The following is a 19890-nucleotide window of genomic DNA, read 5'->3' as shown; positions in this document are numbered from 1 at the left end:
TGGTCGAGGAAGGTTCCCGAGCGACGGGCACCGCGCGAGGGCCATCCGTGGTCGCACGGTCGGCCGACCTCGAAGTGTCCACCCGTCGCCGTCATCAGTCAGGGATGCCGACGAGCACGCGGCCACGCGCACCGGCGTCGACCCGCTCGTGAGCCTCACCGATGTCCTTCAGCGGGTAGCGGTCGGCGACCTCGACGGTGAGGGCGCCGACGGCGGCCGCAGCCGTGAGGTCGCGGGAGGCCTGTCGCTTGGCTGTGGCGGGGAAGTCGTCGCTGCCCAGCAGGCGCAGGGTGACGTTGTTGAACAGCAGCGGCCAGAAGGGGATCTCGGTGCGATCGGCTCCCGTGCCGTAGGCGGCGATGGCGGCGTCGAGTGCGGCCACGGCGTTGTCGAGGTCGGCGTTGGCGGACAGCGACACCTCGATGATGCGCTGCACTCCGTCGGGTGCGTACGAGCGGATCGCCGTCGCCGGGTCGCCCGTGTCCAGGGCGACGGCGTGGGAGACGACGGCCGGGTCGACGCGGCCCAGGTCGCCGCCGCGGCGTACGGTGCCGATGACGGTGGCGCCGCCCCAGCGGGCGAGTTGCGCGGCGAGCGATCCGACGCCACCGAGCACGCCGTGGACGAGGACGAGACGGCCGTCGACCGGGCCGTCGGCGAAGACGGCGCGGTGCGCGGTGATGCCTGGGATGCCGAGGCTCGCGCCGAGCTCGTCGCTCAGGTGGTCGGGCAGGGGGACGGCCTGCTGGTCGGGTACGGCGGTGTACTGGGCGGCGGTTCCGAACGGACGGTAGGACTGGGCGCCGTACACCCACACCCGCTGCCCGATCCGGCGGGCGTCGACACCCTCGCCGACGGCGTCCACGATCCCGGCGGCGTCGCTGTGCGGGATCACGCGCGGGTACGGCATGGTCGAGCCGAGCCAGCCGCGCCGCTTCTTCGTGTCGCCGGGATTGACGCCGGAGACGGTCACGCGGACGCGGACCTCGCCGGGGCCGGGCTCGGGATCGGGCAGTTCGCCGACGTGCAGCACTTCGCCCGCCGGGCCTTGGCGGTCGTACCAGGACGCGAGCAAAGGGGTGCCTCCAGGGTTGTTCAGGGGGTCTCGGGTGCGTCCGCGCCGAGGACTTCGCGCAGCCGGGCCCGTTCGGCGCGGCTGGTGGCGCGGGCGGTTCTGCCGGTGACGATGTTCGCGTTCATGATGCACGCCGACACGGGCTTCGCTCTCACCGGAGCGGTGGTCCTGGCCCTGGTGGCGGGCGGCGTCAGCGCCGTGGGTGCGTCCACCGCACCGGAGCAGTTCCCGGTCGCCGGCCGACTCGGCGACCTGGCCGTGGGAACGGTGGCCACAACGATCTTCGGCGGTCTCGCCCCGTACCCCGCCCAGACCCTGTCCGAAAGCACCGGACGCCGTCTCGTTCCTGGCGTCATGGCCGCCGTCGTCGCCCTCTTCGCCTCGCCGGCCCTCTGGCGCCTTCCGGAGACGGCGCCGTCACGGCTCGCCATCGCAGAGAACACCGGCCTCCGGCCGGACAGCTGTCCTCCGCGGCAGCGACGCTCTCGCGCTCACGGCTCGGAAAGCGGTCTTGTGCGCCCGGGATCCGGAGCCGCTCCTCGCGCGTCGGTCGGGTAGGCGCCACGGCCGTGCCGAGAGGGGCGAGAGTGTCCGGCGGCTCGGGCGCGGGCCCGCCCCGTTGACACGGTCGGTCCGTCGGCCTGGTGGCGGGTGGTGAGCAGTTCGATCGCGGTATGGGCGGCGGAGTCGGTCAAGGGACGCGGTACGGTCCTTGAGCCATGGCCTGATCGACTCCCTTGACCGCTCGGCTTTCCGAGCCCCCCCCGCGTGGCCTGCCCGATCAGGAGTGGAACGCCTCGAACTTCACGTCGGGACCGCAGACGTTGAACGTGGCTGCCGAGCCGCTGCCGCTGACGACCTTGACCGTGCGGCCGACGTCCTTGGGCAGAGCGATCTCCACCTTCGAGGCCTGGACCCCGCACACCTCGCGGGCCGACTGGCTGCCCTCGAAGTTCAGGTCTGCGTAGAGCACGTCGGCGGTGGCCGTGGCACCCGGCGCCAGGTCGACGGCGTCGGTTCCGGCCGCGGAGTTGTCGGTCTCGATCGGGTCGCTCTTGCCCTGGTCGTCCTTGGCGACCAGGCTCGTGGCGCCGACGATCGTGCACGCCTTGCCCGACGTGTTGGTGATCTTCACCGTGGCTGCCGCGGGCTCGGACTCGGTCGCGTGCTTGGCGGCCGCCACGAAGGTCACGCTGGTCGTCTTCGCGGTGCAGGCGACGATCGTGCCGCCCTTGCCGCCCGTGCTGCCCGACGTGCCCTTGCCGCCCGAGGTGCCGGAGCCGCCCGCGCTGCCGGACGTGTCCTTGCCGCCGGTGCTGGAGTTGGCGGTGTCGCCCTGGGACTTGCCCGGCGTGCTCTTGGCCGTGGTGGTGCTGGCGTTGGACGGGCTGTCGGCGGCCTTGCTGTCGTCTCCCTGACAGGCCGTGAGGGCCAGCCCGGCGACGAGCATGCCGGCGGCGGCGATCGCGGTACGAACTCGCATGGAGATCCTTCCTGAATAAGTGTTCAGTAAATGCATGCGAGGAGACGCGGCCGATGCGGTACGGCGTTCCGTGCCAGTACATGACAAGGGTCACAGACCTGGATGCGGGGAGCGCGGCAACCGACTGGCAGATCCTCCCGTCGGGCCCCGTCCGGTCCGCACCCACCGCCGAGGTGACACATGGTCAACTCTGCGCGGATCAGGCGCGCGTGACGTGCCGAAGTCCCCGGTGTCGACGCGTGTATGACCAGGTCACCGCGGTCATGAGGGCCGGGACGGCGAACAGCGGGGCGTAGCCGAAGCCCCAGACGGTCTGTGCCGCACCGCTCGACATGTACGTCCGGCTCTCGACCGTGAAGGCGACGACGAGTTGCCACAGTGCCACCAGGACCAGGACGACCGAGGCGGTCCAGGCCAGCGTGGCGAGGACCCGGGGCCGCAGCCGCCGCCACCGGTCGCTCACGAGGAGCAGCGGAAACAGGGCGGCCAGCTCGGTGAGCACGGAGAGGCCGACGACGTAGGCGATACCCCAACCCGGGATGTCGAAGACGTCCCGCAGGACTTGGTCGCTGTAGCCGACATGGATGCCGGATGCCATGGCGATGCGCCACAGGCCTGACGGGACGGCGCACAGGGCGATGGCATGCGCGGCACGACGGGCCCAGACGGGTGCGGGGGCGGGGAGAGGGGCGGATTTCGTCGTCATGACGCACATGCTGGCCGCGGACATGGCAGCCGCGCTTCGTCCGCTGTGGCAGACCGTCTCCCCCGTGCGGCGGAGGGCCCACCCGCTGGGGGAGGACCTGAGTGGGGGTTCGATCGCCACCCACCCGGTGAACCGTCCCGGACACAACACCCGTCGGTGTCAGACCAGAACAGGGTTGCCCCGAGGATTCGCGTCCCCGCATGGCCAGGGACCCTTGTCCGGGGGGCCCAGCGGGGTGTGGAAGGTGAGCACCTCACTGCCCAGGGACACGACGACGCGGCCTTCGCCCACCAGCAGTGCGCGGCCGATGACTTTGTTGTCGTCACCCATCGCGAACAGTTCGTGCGCGGTCAGGTCCACGTCCACGGCGAGGAGCTTGCCATCCCGCCAGAACACCGTGGTGCCCTCGCTGTCCATCGCGGGATACGACGTGTAGCAGCCCGTCAGCGGAGGCCCGTCCACGAGGGTGTTGTCCGGTGCGAGCCGCCGGAACCGTGATCTCGACGGCAGGACGTTCTCCAGCTCGGGGCCACAGACGGTGCCCTGCGCGTTGACGAGCATCGCCCCATGGCTCGCCCACCGAGCTGTTTCGCCACCATCTCGGTCGTAGCGGCCCGTCGTGAACGCCCCGTACCCCTGGGACCCGATCAAGAACTCTCCCGGACCCGCGATCGCCTTGCGGCCCGTGGGAGCGGGAGACGTGGCCGAGACGATCCGGCCGCTGTCCAGGTCGAGGAAGAACGTCCTTCCGATCCCACTCCGTGTGTCGTTGAAGCCGGCCGCGACCCGGTCGCCCGCCACAAGCAGCGGCTCGCAGTGATCGACACCGACTTCCTTCGGTGCCCAGGGGCGATGCGGACGTATCGTCCACCCGGTGTCCCGACCCGCCTCCACCACGCCCGGATGCGACACCGCGCCGAGCAGCATCGGCGTCGACCACAGGCACGTTCCGTCCCGCGTGTACCGGGCCACCCGAGGCTGCGGTACCGAGGCCTGCCGGCTTCGTGCCCCCCGAAGCAGAGGGGAGGCGCCGGCCCAGGCGACACAGAACCCGTCATCGAGCAGGACGAACGCGCCGACCGCCTCATCGGGGCCGCAGTCCGGGCGGACGGTCGGACCAGCGGATCCGTCCGGCAGGACGCCCTCCAGGAGCCAGCCCTCCTGCTCCGGGTACGCGACCCAGAGCACGCCGTCCGCGGACATACGCGATTGCGGACTACCCGCCCCGGCGTACGTCCGTCGCCACGCCACCACGCCCGACATGTCGAGCATGGTCACGACCGTCTCCAGAGGACTCGATCCGTAGCTGGTCACGTACAGCGGACCGGACGGATCGGACGCGGCCACGGACCAGACCTGGCCCGGCGCGGTGATCCGCGAGGAGAGACTCATGCGTCCGTATCCTGCCGCATGCCACCATGCGTGTCAGCGGAGTGATCAACGCTCGGAGACAGGGTCCCTCCACGGGCCATTTGCAACACTCGACCGGCCGGGCAGAAGCACTGGCCTGAGTCGGCACTGTCCGTCGAATGAAGCCCTCCAGCCCGGGACTTGTGGGCTAGTGTCCTGGTCCCCGCCGGTCCTCCGAAGGAGAGTCATGTCCTTTCCCGGGCTTCCCGAGCCCGCGCCTGGTGAAGCGCTGTTGGTCTGCACGTGCTACGAGGATGACAGGGCCCTGTGGGGCGGATTGCTCAACGAGACAGGGGGCCACCGAGAAGGCGGCGTGCTCGCCCTCGGGGGCGGTGGGGTGCGGCTCCGGCTGGTCGAAGACCGCGGATGGGACCACCTGCACGGCGGCAACGTACCGGCGCTCGTCCCGAGCGGCGGCCTCGTGCCGCCGGTCGTCGTCCTGGCGGACGTCCCGGTGGTGTACGGCGGGGATGGGCCGTTGCTGGTGGACCTGGCAGCGATACCCGGGCGCGGTGTCCGGGCCCCGTCGGCCCGGCTCGGCGAGATCCTGGCCGCTCTGCTGGGCGGCACGCTCGCGTTCGACGACCTGGTGCGCGACGTGGACAAGTACGGCATGTACCAAGGTGACGGTGGCCGGCCGGCCTTCCCCGCGCCGACGGCACCGCCGCGCCGCTCCTTCCCGGCGCTGCCCTCCACCGCCGCAGCGCTGTTGGTCCGAACCTCCTTCGACGACGAGGACGGCTGGCGCGCCCTGCTCGACGAGTTGGGCGGGGCCGACGAGGACGGCTGGGTCGGCGCGGATCTGGACCCGGACGAGATCGACGTGGAGAACTACCCGTTCGAGGCGCTGGTCGTCGACGACCGGGTCTTCGAGGACCTTCTGCCGGCACAGGTCCCGGCGCTGATCCCACCCGAGGAGCACACAACACTGGTCGCGCTCGCCGACGCCAGGACCTTCGCCGAGCCCGGCCGACCGCTGACCGTCGTCGACCTGTACGACACCCCGGGGCAGACCGCCGTGCTGCCATGCAGCATGGTCGGATCGATGGCATGCAACCTGGAGATCGGCAACATGGACTTCCATGAGTTCGTCGCCGAGGACGGCATGGATCCGTGGTGGGAGGGATGACCGGCGGATCCATGTGCCCACTAGGCTCGGACGATGGAACGGATGACCGACGTGCCCGAAAGTCTCACCCAGCCCGCAGATCCGGCCCAGGCGAACGACTACGACAGCTTCGCCGAGGCGTACGCGGCGGGCACCGAGAACAACCTCGTGAACGCGTACTACGCGCGGCCCGCGATGTTGGCCCTCGCCGGAGACGTGGCCGGCCGTCGGATCCTGGACGCGGGCTGCGGCTCAGGCCCCCTGTCCGCCGCACTGCGCGACCGCGGTGCGGTCGTCACCGGCATCGACGCCAGCGCCGGGATGCTGGCGTTGGCGAGGCAGCGGCTCGGTGACGACGCGGACCTGCACATGGTCGACCTGAGCGACCCGCTGCCGTTTGCCGACGGTGCGTTCGACGACGTGGTCGCGTCGCTGGTGCTGCACTACCTGGAGGACTGGGGGCCGACGCTGGCCGAGTTGCGGCGCGTGCTCAGGCCCGGCGGTCGACTCATCGCTTCGGTGGACCACCCTTTCGTGGCCTACACGATCCAGGAACCTCGGCCCGACTACTTTGCGACCACCAGCTATACCTTCGACTGGAGCTTCAACGGGCAGTCCTTCCCGATGAGGTTCTGGCGCAAGCCGTTGCACGCGATGACCGATGCCTTCACCACCGCCGGTTTCCGCATCGCCGCCATCAGCGAGCCGCAGCCCGACCCGGCCGCCCGTGAGCTGTTCCCCGACGGCTTCCGTGACCTGTCGACCAAGACCACCTTCCTGTTCTTCGTCGTCGAGGTACCGCCGTCGGCTGCGGGCTCGGACGGCCGTCCGCCGGCCGTGGGACCCTGATCCGCGGGTGCGGCCTCAGCCGAGCCCACTCGTGATTCGTCGGATCACCCCGTCCCCGACGAGAACGGCGGACCGATCATGCGACCGGTCACAAGATTCGCCGTACCGAGCCTGGGCCCGTCCGGTCCAGGCCGTCCGGCTAGGGCGTGGGCGAAGCCTCGGTGAGAGACATCCAGTGCCGGACGGTCTCCTGGTGGGAACCGGTCGTCGTGCCTGCGGCCACTGCCTCCGCGTCCGGGACGGAGCACGGCGCCCCCGCGCGGGTCAGCAGGATGAGCGGCCACTCGGGACCCGTGCCGGTCCCGGCTCCGTCGAAGGCGGTCCAGTCCCAGGGCCCGTCGAATCGCCATGCCCGTCCTGCGGCGTCGGCGACCTCGTCGCCCGGCCGGAGAAATGCGTACGGCCGCATCAACAGCTCGAAGGAGAACGGGATCCCGTCCCCCGGGTGAAGGGTGTAACCCGAGCCGTTGAGATGGCTCTCGTCCGGAAACTCCCGATAGGACAGGCCGCGGCGCAGCACAGTGACGGTCAGTCGGGGGCGTGGCAGCCGGCCTGTCTCCAGTGGGGGGTCGTGGTGGTCGACGGCCGTCACGTGCACAACGGTCGGCGGCACTCCGACGCGGCAGACGTCTCCCGCCTTCAGGCGCTCGGGTGGCGGGTCGGTCCGAAACAGCTCCGCCTCCACCTCAGGCGCGACGCGCCCGCCCTTGTCCACGCCCAGGGCGACGAGCCCGTTCCAGTGAAGGAAATCGCTGTCGGTGTCGATGCACCACCATGGCCACCGCACCGAGACGTGATCCCACGTGACGCCTTGCTCGACTCTGGCCGGCGTGAAGGGACAGGCGACCGACAGCACGTCACCGACCCGGAAGTCCCCCGCGTACATCATCGGGCAAGGCTAGAACGGGCACCGGCCGCGATCCACGCGGACCCCGCCGGACACTTCGGACCGCTCGAAGCACATCAGCGGCGTCGCACGAGTTCACGTGCAGTACTCATCCGTTTCCGGGGATTGCTCTCAGGATGGTGCGTGTCCAGTCGGCAGGGGTCGGGGTGGTCAGGCAGGCGGCGAGGCGGTCGGTATGGAGGCGACGCTGCGCGGGGCTCATCGTGAGGGCCTGGCGCAGGGTGTCGACCAGGTTCTGCAGTGTGCCCGGGTCGGTGAGAAGGGCGGCCCTGCCCAGATGTTCGGCGGCGCCGGCCCGTCGGGACAGCACGAGGACGCCGTTGCGCCCGGCCGCTGCCTGGCATGCGACGTATTCCTGCGCCGTGAGGTTCATTCCGTCGGCCAGGGACGTCACCCAGAACACGTCCGCCGCAAGATAGTTGTCCACGATCTGCGGAAAGGGCAGTGACCGGGGCACGTATTCGACTGGTTGCCAGGCAGGAGAGCCCCAACGGGAGTTGAGACCGCTGATCGCCTCCTCCAGTTCGATCCGGGTCCTCTCGTAGGCCTGGATGCCCGGCTCGGGAGGTGGACAGATCAGCCGGAAGCGCACGTGACCGTGAAGCGCCGGCACCTGATCCAGCAGAGCCGCCAAGGCGCGAATCTTGAGCACGGGCGCCTTGGCGTAGTCCAGTCGCTCGACGGAGAGCACCAGTTGCCCACCGCTTCGCGGAGGACACCGCGCCGATCGTGTGCGGGCGTGGGCTTCCACAGCCTGGCGGTCGATGCCGAGCGGATGCACCCCGGTACGTGGCGGGCACGGGGAGTCCTCAAGCAGCCGTTCGAAGTTGTCGGCACAGGCGGCGGTGTGGAAGCCGGCCCAGTCCAGATGCGCCAGCGAGGCGCGCAATTGATCGGCCGTGGGCAGTCGGCCGAAGATGTCCGGGGCGGGGAACGGGGTGTGGTGGAAGATGCCGATGTTCACGTCGGGGCGGCGCGGTTTGAGCAGGCCGGGGACGAGCCACAGGTTGTAGTCGTGCAGCCAGACGGTTGCCCCGTGCGCGGCGTGGGCGTCGATGTGCTCGGTGAAGGCGGCGTTGACCTCCTCGAAGTCAGCCCAGTGACGTGCGTCGTGACGGATCAGCTGGGGTTCGGAAACCAGGGCCGGCCACAGCGTCTCCTTGCATGCGCCGTGGAAGTAGCCCGCCCAGGTGTCGGACCTCACGGGAAGCAGAGCCAGTGGGAGCGGGGTCGGCGGTGCCGGACACGCGCAGTGTGTGTAGCGGGTGTTCGGGCTGGGGGCCGGGGCGGTGTCCTGGTCCGTGACGAGGGCGGCCGCCCACACGGCGTCCTGGCCGCAGCAGCGGGGGTCCAGGGCGGAGGTGAGCGTGGGAAGGATGCCGTTGGGGCTGGCCGGGGCCTGCCATCTGCCGTCGCACCATTGCATGGGCGGCCGGTGGTAGCCGACCACCACCCGCGCGGGCCGGTCGATCCAGCCGAGGCGTTCCATGGCCGACAGGATGGCCGCCGCACCGTCGAGTGCCGGGCGCTGCACGCGTGCGTCGAGTGGCACGCGGGTGCCCAGCCCGGGTTCGGCGTTCCCCGTGATCACGCCGTGGGCACCGAGGCCGAACAGCGAGAGGTCGTTCAGCGAGTCGCCCGCGACCAGCAGCGTGGAGACGGGCCGGCCGAGCATGCGGGCGAGTTCCCGTACGGCTGCTCCTTTGCTCGCGTTGGCGGGCAGGACATCGAAGTAGCGCCCTGCGGAGTACGTCCACGAACAGCCCAGCTCTGCCACCGCCGCCTCGAGGTCTGCGGTCAGGTGCTCGGGCGCCAGGTAGAAGGAGCATCGTCCCTCCTGGACGACTCCGTCCTGGTGGACCAGTCCGTCGAATCTCCCCAAGGCAGACAGCACACGGTCGGCGCCGGGCCATCCGGCACGCAGCCGAGCCTCCAGAGCGTGTACGTGGCTCAGGTCGGCGGCGTCGATGACGCTGGCCCCGACATCGGCGACGATCCATCGTGGCGCCGGGATGAGCGGATCGCTCTCCAGCTTCGAGCGTACGGAGTGGAGCGAGCGGCCGGTGGCGAAGACCACGGTGATGCACGGGTGCAGGCACAGGAGGTGACGCAGTCTTCGGCGCGCGCCGTCATCACCTCCCAAGAGGGTTCCGTCGAGGTCGGTGACCAGCACACGGCCGCCGCTGGGTGCCGGGTGCGGGCCGGCAGGGCGGTCGGTCCGGCGATGCGTGGCGTACGGGGTGTTGCCCATCACTCCTCCTGGATGGTGACGCAGGGTGTGTGATCAACAACACATAGTGTTACCTTCTGTCGGAAACCGCCCGTCGGGTAAACGCCCCGCCTGAGGGCCGGACGAGACGAGGTTGCCCCTCCGGCACATCGACGCGCCGAAACCGCCCAGCCGAACAGCCCCGGAGGTGCCATGGACGAAACCGATCCCGTAGTCGCCGAGCTGGTGTCCTCCGCACGCAACGTGCGCGCGGAAATGGTCACCCATCTGCTGCACAGTGACGATCCGCACGCGGCCCGGCTCGGACGAGCGATCCAGGAAATCCAGAGGAGCCGCTCCCGCTCCTCACCGATGAAACCGTCCGACGAGGGCTGCGTCATCGACCCGATCACCCACGACCCAGCCTGGTGAAGACCGCCCGATCGGGTGGCGGCCCCGGTTCCAAGAGGCCGGACCGCCACGTGCTCACCGCGCTGACCGGCTCACCTTCACACACGCCTCCTGCCGTGGACGGGCTCGGCCGCTGCTCCCCTTGATCTCGCGCCCGCAGCGACACTCATCCGAGTCGACGCATGATCGACGCTACGTTCCTAGTAGGCGCCGCCGCGGAAGAGGATGCTGCCGTGGTGGCGCGGGCGGTCGCCGTGTTCGTGGGCCGCGTCGGAGCGGTCGGCCGGGGCCGAGCGCTCGGCGAGGGCCCGGAGAGCCGACAGGCCGGCCAGCACCTGGTCACGGTGGCGAGCGGACTTCATCCAGACAGGCAGCCGGGCGAACATCGCCATGGTGGGGGAGGCGCGACGCTCGCGCAGCAGGGCACCCACATAGGCGGCGAGGGCGTCGACGTGCTCCACGTCGTAGGCCCACAGGATCCGTCCCGCGCAGTGGGTCTGAAGCCAGAGCGGCCGCCGGAAGAAAGGGTCCTCGGTGCCGCCGACCACTGCGCCGACCAGGCCGGCACCCCGCTGCTCGGCAGTCCATTCCGCCACCGCGCCGCAGCCGGCGCAGCTCAGACGGCGGGGCTGGAAGAGCAGTTCACTGAAGTACTTCGGCGATGCGAGACCGGGCAGGGGCACGACGAGCGCCCGGCCACCGCACCTCGGGCAGACCACGAGCACCCGGCTGGTGAACTGGACCAGCCACGTGCCGTTGTCGTGGTGGCGGACCTGTTCGGGACGCACGGGCCGGGAGTTCATGAAGGACACCCTGCCAGGCCCGCCCACCTTCCCGTACGGCGCGTGACCGTTTCCCGACACCAGGCAGGCCACCGGGGCACTAACCTGTCCTCGATCAGCTACCACCCTGCCGGCCGCGGACCGTCGCGGGGGAGTGGGCTGGGACCATCGGTCACCGGGGGGATGCATGGCCGACGAGAAGCAGCGGGACCACGGTGAGGGAGACGTCGCGGGGCTCCGGGCCTGGGCCGCCGTCGCCGTTCGCCAGGCGCACGAGGTGTGGCCCCACGCGCGGAAGAATCCGCAGCTGGCCGTGTTGCGGCTCGTCACCGAGCATCTGGCCACCGTCGAGAGGCTGTTACCGACGGAGGACCCGGCCCGTGCGGGCGTTGTGCCCTGGCTCGGACTGCTGATGAAGGCGCGGCTCAAGGGCCGGCCGCACGTCGATCCGCGGGAGCGGGCGGCCGCCCTGAGTCATCTCCGGTGGACCGACCGTGCCAGGCCGCTGAACGACCGGCTCGCCATGATGGCCCGGGGCAACCTGGCTGAGCTGCTCATCCCGCCGGGCATTCCGCCGGAGGCGCGCGACGGCTCGGGGCCGCCCGCCCTGGCCGAATCCCTGCGAGAGCAGTTGACCGAGGCCCTGAACGTTCTCGCCCGCATCGTCGCCGGGGACCTGACGACGCGGGAGAGCATGCTGGCCGTCATGGAGAGCGTCGCGACGATGCTGTCCTTGCTCCCCGGCCCGCCCGGGGGGAGTGCGCCGTCCCCGCCCCAGGAGGGCAACGATGATGAGGCAGCGGCGGAGCCGACCGGTGCGGTGCACCGCGGGGAGCCCGTGGAGGAGGCGCTGGCCGACGCTCTCCAGGGGGTGGTGGACTGGGCCCGCCGGGACGCGGTGCGTTTCGCGCACCTGCTGGAGTGGCTGTGCGTCACCGTGAACAATCCCCGGGTCTCCATGGCGGACGCCGGCCGGGAACTGGCGGATCTGGGCCTCGACCAGCCCGAGTTCACGCCGCTGCGCGAGCTGCTCGTCGCGCTCAGATCGGGCGGGCAGGATCCCCGGTCGCTCGTCGAACGCGTCCACGGCGCCGCGCAGGCGGCCAGGGAGGTGTTGCTCGCCTTGCCGGCGGACGCACCCGAGCGGATCCGCGTTGCCAAGTTCCACGCGGCCCTGCTGGTGGCGGGAAACCTCCGGAAGCCCGAGGCGCTGGACTTCGGCGAGGTGGACGCGGCCGCGATGCGGCCGGACCCCGACCCCGCGGCGCGTTCGGCCTGGCGGCGAGAGCTGAGCCTGGAAATGATCCTGTCCACCTCGATCGACAACCTGTGGGTGTCGAACGGCGAGATCGCGCGCGTGGAGCGGAGCGTGGCATGGCTACGGGAGTGGATCGACGCCCTTGCGGCGGACGGGGCGAACGCCGCGGCCGCCCGGCGGTACCTGTCCGCCCTCCTGGCCCATCGCGTCGCCACCGCCGCCAGGCTCGGAGGCAGCCTCCAGGACGGCGCCGCCGCCCTGTCGATGTCCAGGGGGCTGTCCGCCACCGATGAACACGACGAGGTCCAGGCCCTGTTCAGCCTCCTCGCCGGCTTCCAACTGGCCCGCCGCAGCCGGGACCAGGCAGCGCTGGCCCGTGCGACAGAGGACCTGATCCATACGCTGAGCGACCGGTACGCATCCCCTGCGCCCGACGCGGGCACACGCTTCGTCATCACCGGCACGCTGGGCCTGGCCCACGGCGAACGTGCCGCCCGCACCGGAGACCAGGCCGACCTCCGCGCCGCCGCCCGGTATCTGCGGGAGGCGGTGGAGACCGATCCGGCCACGGTCCCACCGCTGTTCGCACCGTACTTCCCCACTACGCGGGCCCAGCTGATGACCGAGCTGGCCAGGGTCGAACCCCGCCCCGAGGTCATCGACCGCGCCATCGCGGAGGTCCACCGGGTGATCGAGGAATCGCGGACCTCGCCCTGGGACGAGGCCCAGATGCGGCTCGCCCTCGGCCAGGCCATGCTCCGCGCGACCACCCACCGCAGTGACCTCAGCCTGCTCGACCCGTGCATCGCCGAGCTGAGCCGGGTCCGTGCCCTGGCCGCCGAAGGCCACGGCCCGCCGCTGAACGTAGAGGTTCTGACGGAGCTTTCCAGGGCTCACTGGATGAGCGCGGTGACCGGCGGCCCGCGCGCGAGCGAGGACCGGAAGGCGAGCCTGGACACCCGCCGCGAGGCGCTGGAGCTGATGGCCGCCGATGTCCTCCTTCAACTCGGGGCCGAGCACGCCCTGTCGGTGGCCCGGGCCGCGACCGGCCACGTGCTGTGGCTGGCCCTGCGGTGCGCCGAGGACCGCCGCCCCGCCGAGGCCGTCGAGGCGTTGGAGCTGGGTCGGGCCCTCGTGCTCCAGACGGCCGCGGCCGCACACGGCGTGCCCCGGCTGCTGGCGGACCGGGGCCACTCCGACCTGGCCGAGCGGTGGCGGGCGCAGGCACCGCGGCATCCACTCCAGCCGGGTCCGCGCGAGGGGGATCGGGTGGAGGGGGACGCGGGCGAGGGGCGTCCGGCTGAAGGGGATCCGCTCCGGCCGAGGAGAGCGGCCGCGGTGGCGGCTCCGGCCGCCGGCGCTGAGCTGCCGAGCAGCCTGCGGCGCAAGGCGCTCGCCGCACTGGGGGCGGGAAACGGCACCGGCGCGCGGGAGTTGCTCGGCACTCCGGACGCCGCCGCACTGACCGCCGCGCTGGCCGCCTCAGGAGCCGACGCGCTGGTCTACCTGGTCCCCGGCGAGGGTTTCCGCCCCCACATCCCGGGACACGCGTTGATCCTGCGCCCCGGCGGCGCCGAGCCCGCCGTGCTCGACCTGCCGCTGCTGCTCTCACCCGGCAGCCACCAGCTGGAGCGCTACCTCGCCGCAGCCGCCGACCGATCCCGCAAGGCGGCCGACCCGGACGCGTCGCGTGGGTCGCGGGATGCCGCCGAGACGGAATGGCAGGCGGCGCTGAGCGAGCTGTGCGACTGGGCCTGGCCCGCTGCCGTAGGGCCGGTCCTCGATTCCCTGGAACCCCTCGGCCGGCCGCCGCGGATCGTGCTGATCGCCTGCGGCCCCCTCGGCGTCGTCCCCTGGCATGCGGCGCGCAAGCACGTACCGCTGGGGGGTTACCGGTACGCCTGCCAGGACGCGGTGTTCAGCTACGCCCCGTCCGGGGCGCAGTTCCTGCGGGCCGCCGCCCGCGACCGGCTGCCCGCCACCGGGCGCCGGGTGCTGGTCACCGACCCGCGGCTCAGCCTGGTGTGGGCCGAGATCGAGACGGAGGCGCTGCGCTCGGCCTGCTACCCGGACGCCCGGCGCTACGGCGAGTTCGTGGCGGCCGAGGGCGTGCCGGATGCGCCGGGGAGCTGCGAGGACCTGCTGGCCGTGCTGCCGGGCGGCGGTCAGCCGGCTGCGGTCGTGCACGTGTCCTGCCACGGCGTGGCCGGTCCGAGTCCTACGCGATCGGCGCTGTCGCTGGCCGACGGCGAGCTGACCGTCGCCCGGATCCTGGACCACGCCGCGGCTGCGGCGCCCGGCCCGGACGGCCCGCTGGTCGTGCTCAGCGCCTGCGAGACCGACCTGAGCACGGGAGACCACGACGAGGCACTGACCCTCTCCACCGCCCTGGTCGCCCAGGGTGCGGCCGACGTGGTCGGCTCCCGCTGGGCCGTCGACGACAGCGCGACCGCCCTGATGATGGCAGCCTTCCACCACTTCCTGACCGGCCAGGACCTCGCTCCCGTCGACGCGCTGCGCGCCGCCCAGCTGTGGATGCTCGACCCGGACCGCCGGCCCCCGCCCGGCCTGGGCGACCCACTGCACCGCGAGGCCGCCCGCGTCGACCTGCAGGAGATCCACCTGTGGGCCGCCTTCACCCACCAGGGCAACCCTGCGGCATGCTGAGCCCCGCCCGCGCTGCTGTTTCTCGTGAACACTCACGGACCTCGAGATCCGCAACTGCTGCTCGAACCGGCAGGCAGACGCTGCCCCTGAAAGCGGACGAAGCCGACCCGGACGGACAACGCGAGACGGCTCACCGAGGCTCATCCACGAGATCCCAAAAAGAATCCGGACGGCGATGTCGAGAACCCGTGACCGGCTCCGTCCCCGTGGTGAACGCGACCACAATGGGTCGCACGCGCACCGAGGAGAAACACGATGGCCAAGTACTTGCTGCTCAAGCACTACCGAGGCGCCCCGACTGCGGTCAACGACGTACCCATGGACCGGTGGACGCCGGAGGAGATCTCGGCGCACGTGCAGTACATGCAGGACTTCGCGGCCCGGCTCGAGAAGACCGGCGAGTTCGTCGACGGTCAGGCGCTCGCCCCTGAGGGCACATGGGTCCGGTACGACGGTGAGGGGCGCCCGCCGGTCACCGACGGCCCGTTCGCCGAGACCAAGGACCTGATCGCCGGCTGGATGGTGATCGACGTCGACAGCTACGAGCGCGCCGTCGAGCTGGCCGGGGAGCTGTCGGCCGCCCCCGGGGCGGGCGGGAAGCCGATCCACGAGTGGCTCGAGGTGCGCCCGTTCCTGGCCGCGCCGCCCACCATCACGGAGTGACCTCATCGATGAACGAGGCCCTGCTGAGGAGCCTCACGCCGAGCGTGCTCGGAATCCTCGTCCGCCGCGGAGCCGACTTCGCGGCGGCCGAGGACGCCGTACAGGACGCGCTGGTCGAGGCGCTCCGCGTCTGGCCGGCCGCCCCGCCGAGGGACCCGAAGGGCTGGCTGGTCACCGTTGCCTGGCGCAAGTTTCTCGACGCGACCCGGTCGGACGCCGCCCGTCGCCGGCGTGAGGACCTCGTCGACGAGGAGCCGGCACCCGAGCCCGGGCCCGCGGTGGACGACACGCTCCGGCTCTACTTCCTGTGCGCACACCCGTCGCTGACTCCGGCGTCCGCGGTCGCGCTCACGCTGCGCGCCGTCGGCGGGCTCACCACCCGCCAGATCGCCCAGGCCTACCTGGTGCCCGAGGCGACCATGGCGCAGCGCATCAGCCGGGCCAAACGCACCGTCTCCGGCGTACGGTTCGACCAGCCCGGCGACGTCGCCACCGTGCTGCGCGTCCTCTACCTGGTCTTCAACGAGGGCTACTCCGGCGACGTCGACCTCGCCGCCGAGGCCATCCGGCTCACCCGGCAGCTCGCAGCCGCGATCGACCACCCCGAGGTGGCCGGGCTGCTGGCCCTCATGTTGCTTCACCACGCCCGACGCGCCGCCCGGACCGCGCCCGACGGCAGCCTGGTACCGCTGGCCGAGCAGGACCGCACCCGCTGGGACACCGCCACGATCGCCGAAGGCATCGAGATCCTGCAGGCGGCCCTCGCCCGCGACCGGCTGGGCGAGTACCAGGCCCAGGCCGCCATCGCCGCCCTCCACGCCGACGCGCCCACCGCCGGGGAGACGGACTGGGTGCAGATCGTCGAGTGGTACGACGAACTCACCCGCCTGACCGACAGCCCGGTCGTCCGGCTCAACCGCGCCGTCGCCGTCGGCGAGGCCGACGGACCGCGAGCCGGCCTGGCAGCGCTCGCGGCGCTGGACGCCTCACTGCCCCGCTACGCGGCGGTGGCGGCCTACCTCCACGAGCGCGACGGCGACCTGGCGACGGCGGCACGCCTGTACGCCGAGGCGGCCCAGAAGGCACCCAACCTCGCCGAACGCGACCACCTGACGCGCCAGGCGGCCCGGCTCAACTCCCACCGGTGACACTGACAGGCCGCGCCCGGAATTCCCGCACCACTCGGCGCGGCCTGCCCCCCCCCCCAGCCAGAGCGGTCGCCTCACAGTGAGTCGACAGGTCGATACCAGCTGCACGACGTGCTGCCGACGGGGAAGCCTCGCGGCAACGGCAGGCGTGCTGCTTCGTCACCGTCGTCCGCCGAACTCCCAGTCGTGGACCTCTATGTCCGCGTACCGGTCCGCAGCCAGGACGGCACGTGCCGTTTCGGGGTCTGGGGACCGGACCAGCGCCGCCGTACCCAGCCAGGTGGTGGCGTCGTCGGACAGCAGCGGCCCGAACGCGATCAGCTCGTCCCGGTTGGGCGGCACGGCGAGGTCAACGGTCTGCCCCGTGCCGAGACCGAGCACCAGGTACCGATGGTCACCGGTCCGGCCGCCGGGGAAATCCCACATGGTGCGCCCCAGCATGTTGCGCCACCGACGCAGGAGCACGTCCCGGTACACGCCCGCCTGGTAGTTGGGCTCGTCGAAGGCGAACGCACGGGCAGCGGCGGGGTCGGGCAGGTCGACGATGTGCACGCTACCGGTGGGCGTGTCGTCGTCGGCGAAGGTCGGGCCGCGAGCGATCATCCCTTCCGCGTACCGGTCCATGTAGGACCAGTGCTCTTCCAGCAACTCGTCGCGCAACGTCACGGAACCGGCCCGGTCACGGTGGTAGCAGAAGAACTCCATGACCACAGACCCTTGCCCAACCCAGGGCAGCATCTCAACCGGCTTTGGCGACGGCCATGCAGGTGGCGAGAATCGGACTCGCGCGCTCAGCTCGGATTCTCGGGTTTCCTGGCGACCGCGCGGGTCAGTGCGAGGTCACGGCGTTCAGGATCGCCGATACGACGTGGTCCGCGGCGTCGCGGTGGCCCCTGGCGTTGGGGTGTACGAGGGCCGGCCGGTCGTCGTGGTCGAAGATGCCAGATCTTTTGTGCGCCCTGCTTACTGGAACGCGGCCGATGTGCAGGACCGTACAGGGCCTGCGCCTCGCCCCATGGGATAGTCGTGCGGTAGCTGGGGCTTGGTCCTGAGTGTCGCGAGGCCGCGGAGGCTGACTATGCATTCCTTGACCTTCGTCATCGGTACGGGGCGCAGCGGCTCGACCGCACTGTCACGCATCCTCAACAGCCACCCGGACGTACTGAGCCTCAACGAGTTCATGGCCTCTGTCGGCGATGCCGCCTTCCCCGAAGGGAGGCTGACCGGTGAGGAGTTCTGGCAGTCGCTCTTCCGGCCCGCCCCGCACTTCGACCGGATGATCCGCAGCGGGCTGCCGCTCCCGGAATTCCTCTACACACGCCGCCCAGGGAAGTACGCGGCAGAGACCACAGGTATTCCTGCGATCTCCCTGATGGTGCTGCCTCACCTCACCGACGACCCGGACGGGCTCCTCGACGAACTCGACGCAGCGGTGGTCCAGTGGCCCGAGGGCACCGCAGCCGAGCACCATCGGGCTCTGTTCGGACTGCTCTGCGCACGGTTCGGACGAACCGCCGTCGTGGAGCGCTCCGGTTACTCGACGGGCTGGGCAGCAGGGCTACGGGCCACGTTCCCGGACGCGAGGTTCGTGCACATGTTCAGAGACGGACCGGACTGCGCCCTGTCCATGAGCCGTCATCCCGGATTCCGCACGATCTCCCTGCTCCGTGAGATCAAGACACGAGCAGGCGTCGAAAGTCTCGCCGATCTGAAGGACGAGCACGTGCGCTCGCTTCCGGCAGACCTGTCGCCGCTGCTCGGCGAGCGCTTCGATCCAGCTCTCGTAAGCGACCGGGACATCCCCCTGCGGACGTTCGGCACCCTGTGGTCCGAACTCGTCACCGAAGGAACGGAGTTCCTCAGCCGCCTTCCCGCCGACCAGCGCACCACCCTTGCCTACGAGGACCTCCTCGACGACCCCGCCGCGGAGCTGACCCGCATTGCCGAGTTCGTCGGTGTCGCCCCCCTCCCGCAGTGGCTGCTCACCGCATCCGCGCTACTCGACCACAGCCGACGCGGCTCCGCCCGAAAGCTGTCGGCCGCCGCACTCGACGAGCTGAGGGAGAGCTGCGCCCCGGGCACTCGCGTTTTGGCGAGGTGACCGATCAGGTGACAATCCCTCGGATCCGCGCTTGGTCGTGCTCGGTGAGGTATCGATGGACCTGCTCAGTCAGAGACATGCTGAGACAACACTCGGCGTGGCAGTGGCTGACGCCATGCGCCCAGCCGGGCGACGAGGATCCTGCGCGACAGAGTCCGTACATCGCCCCACGGCGCATCGGCAGCCAGTGCGTCGGCCCACCGGCCGGCGCGACTTCCGGTGTCCATCTCGCCACAGAGTCGACTGACGGCGGCAGTGTCGCACCCCGCCCTTGTGTGCATGCCGCAGCCCACCAGCCTGGACACGTTCGGTCCCGCTGTCGGCTGTTTCGGTGCCTGGCATGATCTACGGGTGATCAGTGAACTTGTGCAGCCCGCCCGCACGAAGTACGTCCTGTTCGACGTCGACGGCACGTTGATCGACGCGGTGAGCAACCAGCGCCGGGTCTGGGGAACTTGGGCAGAGCGGTACGGACTGGATGCGGACGAGGTCTACCAAGTGGCTCTCCGGACGCGGCCATTGGAGACGTTCGCCCAGGTCGCAGCGGACCGAGATCCGCGCGAGTGCCTGGCCACGCTGCACGAGCTGGAGGACGAGGACGTCCGGTCCGGCATCTACACGGCTTTCGACGGCGCGTCGGAGTTGCTGCACGGCCTGCCACCGGGGTCCTGGGCGCTGGTGACCTCGAACTACGAGCACCGGGTGCGCGGCCGTTTCCTGCGGACGGGCTTGCCGGTGCCGGGCCTGATCGTGGACGCGGCCGGTGTCGAGGAGGGCAAGCCCTCTCCTGTCCCGTATCTGCAGGCCGCAGCACAGCTCGGCGCCGAGCCGGGAGACTGCCTGGTCATCGAGGACGCCCCGTCCGGAGTGCGGTCCGGGTTGCGCGCAGGGATGACGGTGTGGGGTGTGAACGCCGATGTTGCGGTGGAAGGCGTGCATCGCCACTTCGTCAGTCTCCGCGAGGCAGTCCCGCACATTCTGGCCTTCGCGTCCAGCCCGCACGGGAATGCCGCAGCCTGAGTCCGTCCGCCGACACCGGGCGGTACCGTTCACTTCTGACGATGCGGCAGACCTCGACCGATCACGGCACAGGTGTGCTCACGGGGCCGCCCG

Annotated in this window: 17 protein-coding genes; 9 read left to right on the top strand and 8 right to left on the bottom strand. The window is 71.0% G+C overall.

Annotation, left to right across the window (positions count from 1 at the left end; translation table 11 throughout):
• Positions 1–94: 94 nt before the first annotated feature.
• On the bottom strand, positions 95–1075 hold the full coding sequence (locus tag ACIF83_RS18865; RefSeq protein ID WP_399728148.1) for an NADPH:quinone reductase: 981 nt from the start codon (positions 1073–1075) through the stop codon (positions 95–97).
• A 123-nt stretch (positions 1076–1198) separates the two neighbouring features.
• Here ACIF83_RS18865 and ACIF83_RS18860 point away from each other — a divergent pair, with 123 nt between their 5' ends.
• Positions 1199–1633 carry a hypothetical protein gene (locus ACIF83_RS18860; RefSeq protein WP_399728145.1) on the top strand — a complete coding sequence of 145 codons (435 nt, stop codon included), beginning with the start codon at positions 1199–1201 and terminating at the stop codon, positions 1631–1633.
• A 223-nt stretch (positions 1634–1856) separates the two neighbouring features.
• Here the strand turns inward: ACIF83_RS18860 and ACIF83_RS18855 are convergent, their stop codons facing one another.
• The 3 genes from ACIF83_RS18855 to ACIF83_RS18845 form a co-directional block, all read right to left on the bottom strand.
• The gene (locus ACIF83_RS18855; protein WP_393479407.1) at positions 1857–2558 is read right to left on the bottom strand and encodes a DUF4232 domain-containing protein; all 702 of its coding nucleotides are present in this window, start codon (positions 2556–2558) and stop codon (positions 1857–1859) included.
• Positions 2559–2757: 199 nt separating this feature from the next.
• Entirely contained in the window at positions 2758–3273 is a 516-nt protein-coding gene (locus ACIF83_RS18850) for a hypothetical protein (protein ID WP_399728800.1), read from the bottom strand.
• A gap of 150 nt (positions 3274–3423) precedes the next feature.
• Entirely contained in the window at positions 3424–4656 is a 1233-nt protein-coding gene (locus tag ACIF83_RS18845; protein WP_399728142.1) for a hypothetical protein, read from the bottom strand.
• A 205-nt stretch (positions 4657–4861) separates the two neighbouring features.
• Here ACIF83_RS18845 and ACIF83_RS18840 point away from each other — a divergent pair, with 205 nt between their 5' ends.
• Together ACIF83_RS18840 and ACIF83_RS18835 are read left to right on the top strand one after the other, a co-directional pair.
• Positions 4862–5803 (top strand): DUF6924 domain-containing protein, encoded by a 942-nt coding sequence (locus tag ACIF83_RS18840; protein ID WP_399728139.1) that lies wholly within the window; start codon positions 4862–4864, stop codon positions 5801–5803.
• Positions 5804–5836: 33 nt separating this feature from the next.
• Positions 5837–6631: a class I SAM-dependent methyltransferase gene (locus ACIF83_RS18835; RefSeq protein ID WP_399728136.1), complete on the top strand. Its 795-nt coding sequence runs from the start codon at positions 5837–5839 to the stop codon at positions 6629–6631.
• A gap of 139 nt (positions 6632–6770) precedes the next feature.
• Here the strand turns inward: ACIF83_RS18835 and ACIF83_RS18830 are convergent, their stop codons facing one another.
• Both ACIF83_RS18830 and ACIF83_RS18825 read right to left on the bottom strand, forming a co-directional pair.
• Entirely contained in the window at positions 6771–7520 is a 750-nt protein-coding gene (locus ACIF83_RS18830) for a hypothetical protein (protein ID WP_399728133.1), read from the bottom strand.
• A gap of 106 nt (positions 7521–7626) precedes the next feature.
• Positions 7627–9789, bottom strand: a complete 2163-nt coding sequence (locus tag ACIF83_RS18825; RefSeq protein WP_399728130.1) for a trehalose-6-phosphate synthase — start codon at positions 9787–9789, stop codon at positions 7627–7629.
• A 171-nt stretch (positions 9790–9960) separates the two neighbouring features.
• Here ACIF83_RS18825 and ACIF83_RS18820 point away from each other — a divergent pair, with 171 nt between their 5' ends.
• Positions 9961–10179 (top strand): hypothetical protein, encoded by a 219-nt coding sequence (locus tag ACIF83_RS18820; RefSeq protein ID WP_399728127.1) that lies wholly within the window; start codon positions 9961–9963, stop codon positions 10177–10179.
• Between the two features lie 179 nt (positions 10180–10358).
• On the opposite strand, the gene ACIF83_RS18815 is transcribed toward ACIF83_RS18820, so the two are convergent.
• Positions 10359–10961, bottom strand: coding sequence for a hypothetical protein (locus ACIF83_RS18815; protein WP_393479425.1), 603 nt, complete (start codon positions 10959–10961; stop codon positions 10359–10361).
• A 166-nt stretch (positions 10962–11127) separates the two neighbouring features.
• On the opposite strand from ACIF83_RS18815, the gene ACIF83_RS18810 reads away from it, so the two are divergent.
• The 3 genes from ACIF83_RS18810 to ACIF83_RS18800 all read left to right on the top strand — a co-directional run bounded on the left by ACIF83_RS18810 (position 11128) and on the right by ACIF83_RS18800 (position 16676).
• Entirely contained in the window at positions 11128–14865 is a 3738-nt protein-coding gene (locus ACIF83_RS18810; protein ID WP_399728123.1) for a CHAT domain-containing protein, read from the top strand.
• Between the two features lie 255 nt (positions 14866–15120).
• Positions 15121–15528 (top strand): YciI family protein, encoded by a 408-nt coding sequence (locus ACIF83_RS18805; protein WP_399728120.1) that lies wholly within the window; start codon positions 15121–15123, stop codon positions 15526–15528.
• Between the two features lie 8 nt (positions 15529–15536).
• Positions 15537–16676 carry an RNA polymerase sigma factor gene (locus ACIF83_RS18800; protein ID WP_399728797.1) on the top strand — a complete coding sequence of 380 codons (1140 nt, stop codon included), beginning with the start codon at positions 15537–15539 and terminating at the stop codon, positions 16674–16676.
• Positions 16677–16835: 159 nt separating this feature from the next.
• Here the strand turns inward: ACIF83_RS18800 and ACIF83_RS18795 are convergent, their stop codons facing one another.
• Positions 16836–17381, bottom strand: a complete 546-nt coding sequence (locus ACIF83_RS18795) for a YciI family protein (RefSeq protein ID WP_399728118.1) — start codon at positions 17379–17381, stop codon at positions 16836–16838.
• A 373-nt stretch (positions 17382–17754) separates the two neighbouring features.
• On the opposite strand from ACIF83_RS18795, the gene ACIF83_RS18790 reads away from it, so the two are divergent.
• Both ACIF83_RS18790 and ACIF83_RS18785 read left to right on the top strand, forming a co-directional pair.
• Positions 17755–18777: a sulfotransferase family protein gene (locus ACIF83_RS18790; RefSeq protein ID WP_399728116.1), complete on the top strand. Its 1023-nt coding sequence runs from the start codon at positions 17755–17757 to the stop codon at positions 18775–18777.
• 351 nt (positions 18778–19128) lie between these two features.
• On the top strand, positions 19129–19797 hold the full coding sequence (locus tag ACIF83_RS18785) for an HAD family hydrolase (RefSeq protein ID WP_399728113.1): 669 nt from the start codon (positions 19129–19131) through the stop codon (positions 19795–19797).
• Positions 19798–19890 lie beyond the last annotated feature (93 nt).

The sequence above is a fragment of the Streptomyces sp. NPDC085866 genome, from assembly GCF_044541035.1.
Lineage (GTDB): Bacteria > Actinomycetota > Actinomycetes > Streptomycetales > Streptomycetaceae > Streptomyces.
The sequence above is the reverse complement of the archived record's forward strand: the minus strand, read 5'-3'. Positions and strand labels throughout refer to the sequence as shown.

Coding starts and splice junctions, on each gene's coding strand:
- ACIF83_RS18830 (WP_399728133.1), bottom strand. CDS start 7,520: ATGATGTACGCGGGGGACTTCCGGGTCGGTGACGTGCTGTCGGTCGCC.
- ACIF83_RS18820 (WP_399728127.1), top strand. CDS start 9,961: ATGGACGAAACCGATCCCGTAGTCGCCGAGCTGGTGTCCTCCGCACGC.
- ACIF83_RS18840 (WP_399728139.1), top strand. CDS start 4,862: ATGTCCTTTCCCGGGCTTCCCGAGCCCGCGCCTGGTGAAGCGCTGTTG.
- ACIF83_RS18790 (WP_399728116.1), top strand. CDS start 17,755: ATGCATTCCTTGACCTTCGTCATCGGTACGGGGCGCAGCGGCTCGACC.
- ACIF83_RS18835 (WP_399728136.1), top strand. CDS start 5,837: ATGGAACGGATGACCGACGTGCCCGAAAGTCTCACCCAGCCCGCAGAT.
- ACIF83_RS18805 (WP_399728120.1), top strand. CDS start 15,121: ATGGCCAAGTACTTGCTGCTCAAGCACTACCGAGGCGCCCCGACTGCG.
- ACIF83_RS18810 (WP_399728123.1), top strand. CDS start 11,128: ATGGCCGACGAGAAGCAGCGGGACCACGGTGAGGGAGACGTCGCGGGG.
- ACIF83_RS18795 (WP_399728118.1), bottom strand. CDS start 17,381: ATGGAGTTCTTCTGCTACCACCGTGACCGGGCCGGTTCCGTGACGTTG.
- ACIF83_RS18815 (WP_393479425.1), bottom strand. CDS start 10,961: ATGAACTCCCGGCCCGTGCGTCCCGAACAGGTCCGCCACCACGACAAC.
- ACIF83_RS18850 (WP_399728800.1), bottom strand. CDS start 3,273: ATGTGCGTCATGACGACGAAATCCGCCCCTCTCCCCGCCCCCGCACCC.
- ACIF83_RS18860 (WP_399728145.1), top strand. CDS start 1,199: ATGATGCACGCCGACACGGGCTTCGCTCTCACCGGAGCGGTGGTCCTG.
- ACIF83_RS18855 (WP_393479407.1), bottom strand. CDS start 2,558: ATGCGAGTTCGTACCGCGATCGCCGCCGCCGGCATGCTCGTCGCCGGG.
- ACIF83_RS18825 (WP_399728130.1), bottom strand. CDS start 9,789: ATGGGCAACACCCCGTACGCCACGCATCGCCGGACCGACCGCCCTGCC.
- ACIF83_RS18845 (WP_399728142.1), bottom strand. CDS start 4,656: ATGAGTCTCTCCTCGCGGATCACCGCGCCGGGCCAGGTCTGGTCCGTG.
- ACIF83_RS18800 (WP_399728797.1), top strand. CDS start 15,537: ATGAACGAGGCCCTGCTGAGGAGCCTCACGCCGAGCGTGCTCGGAATC.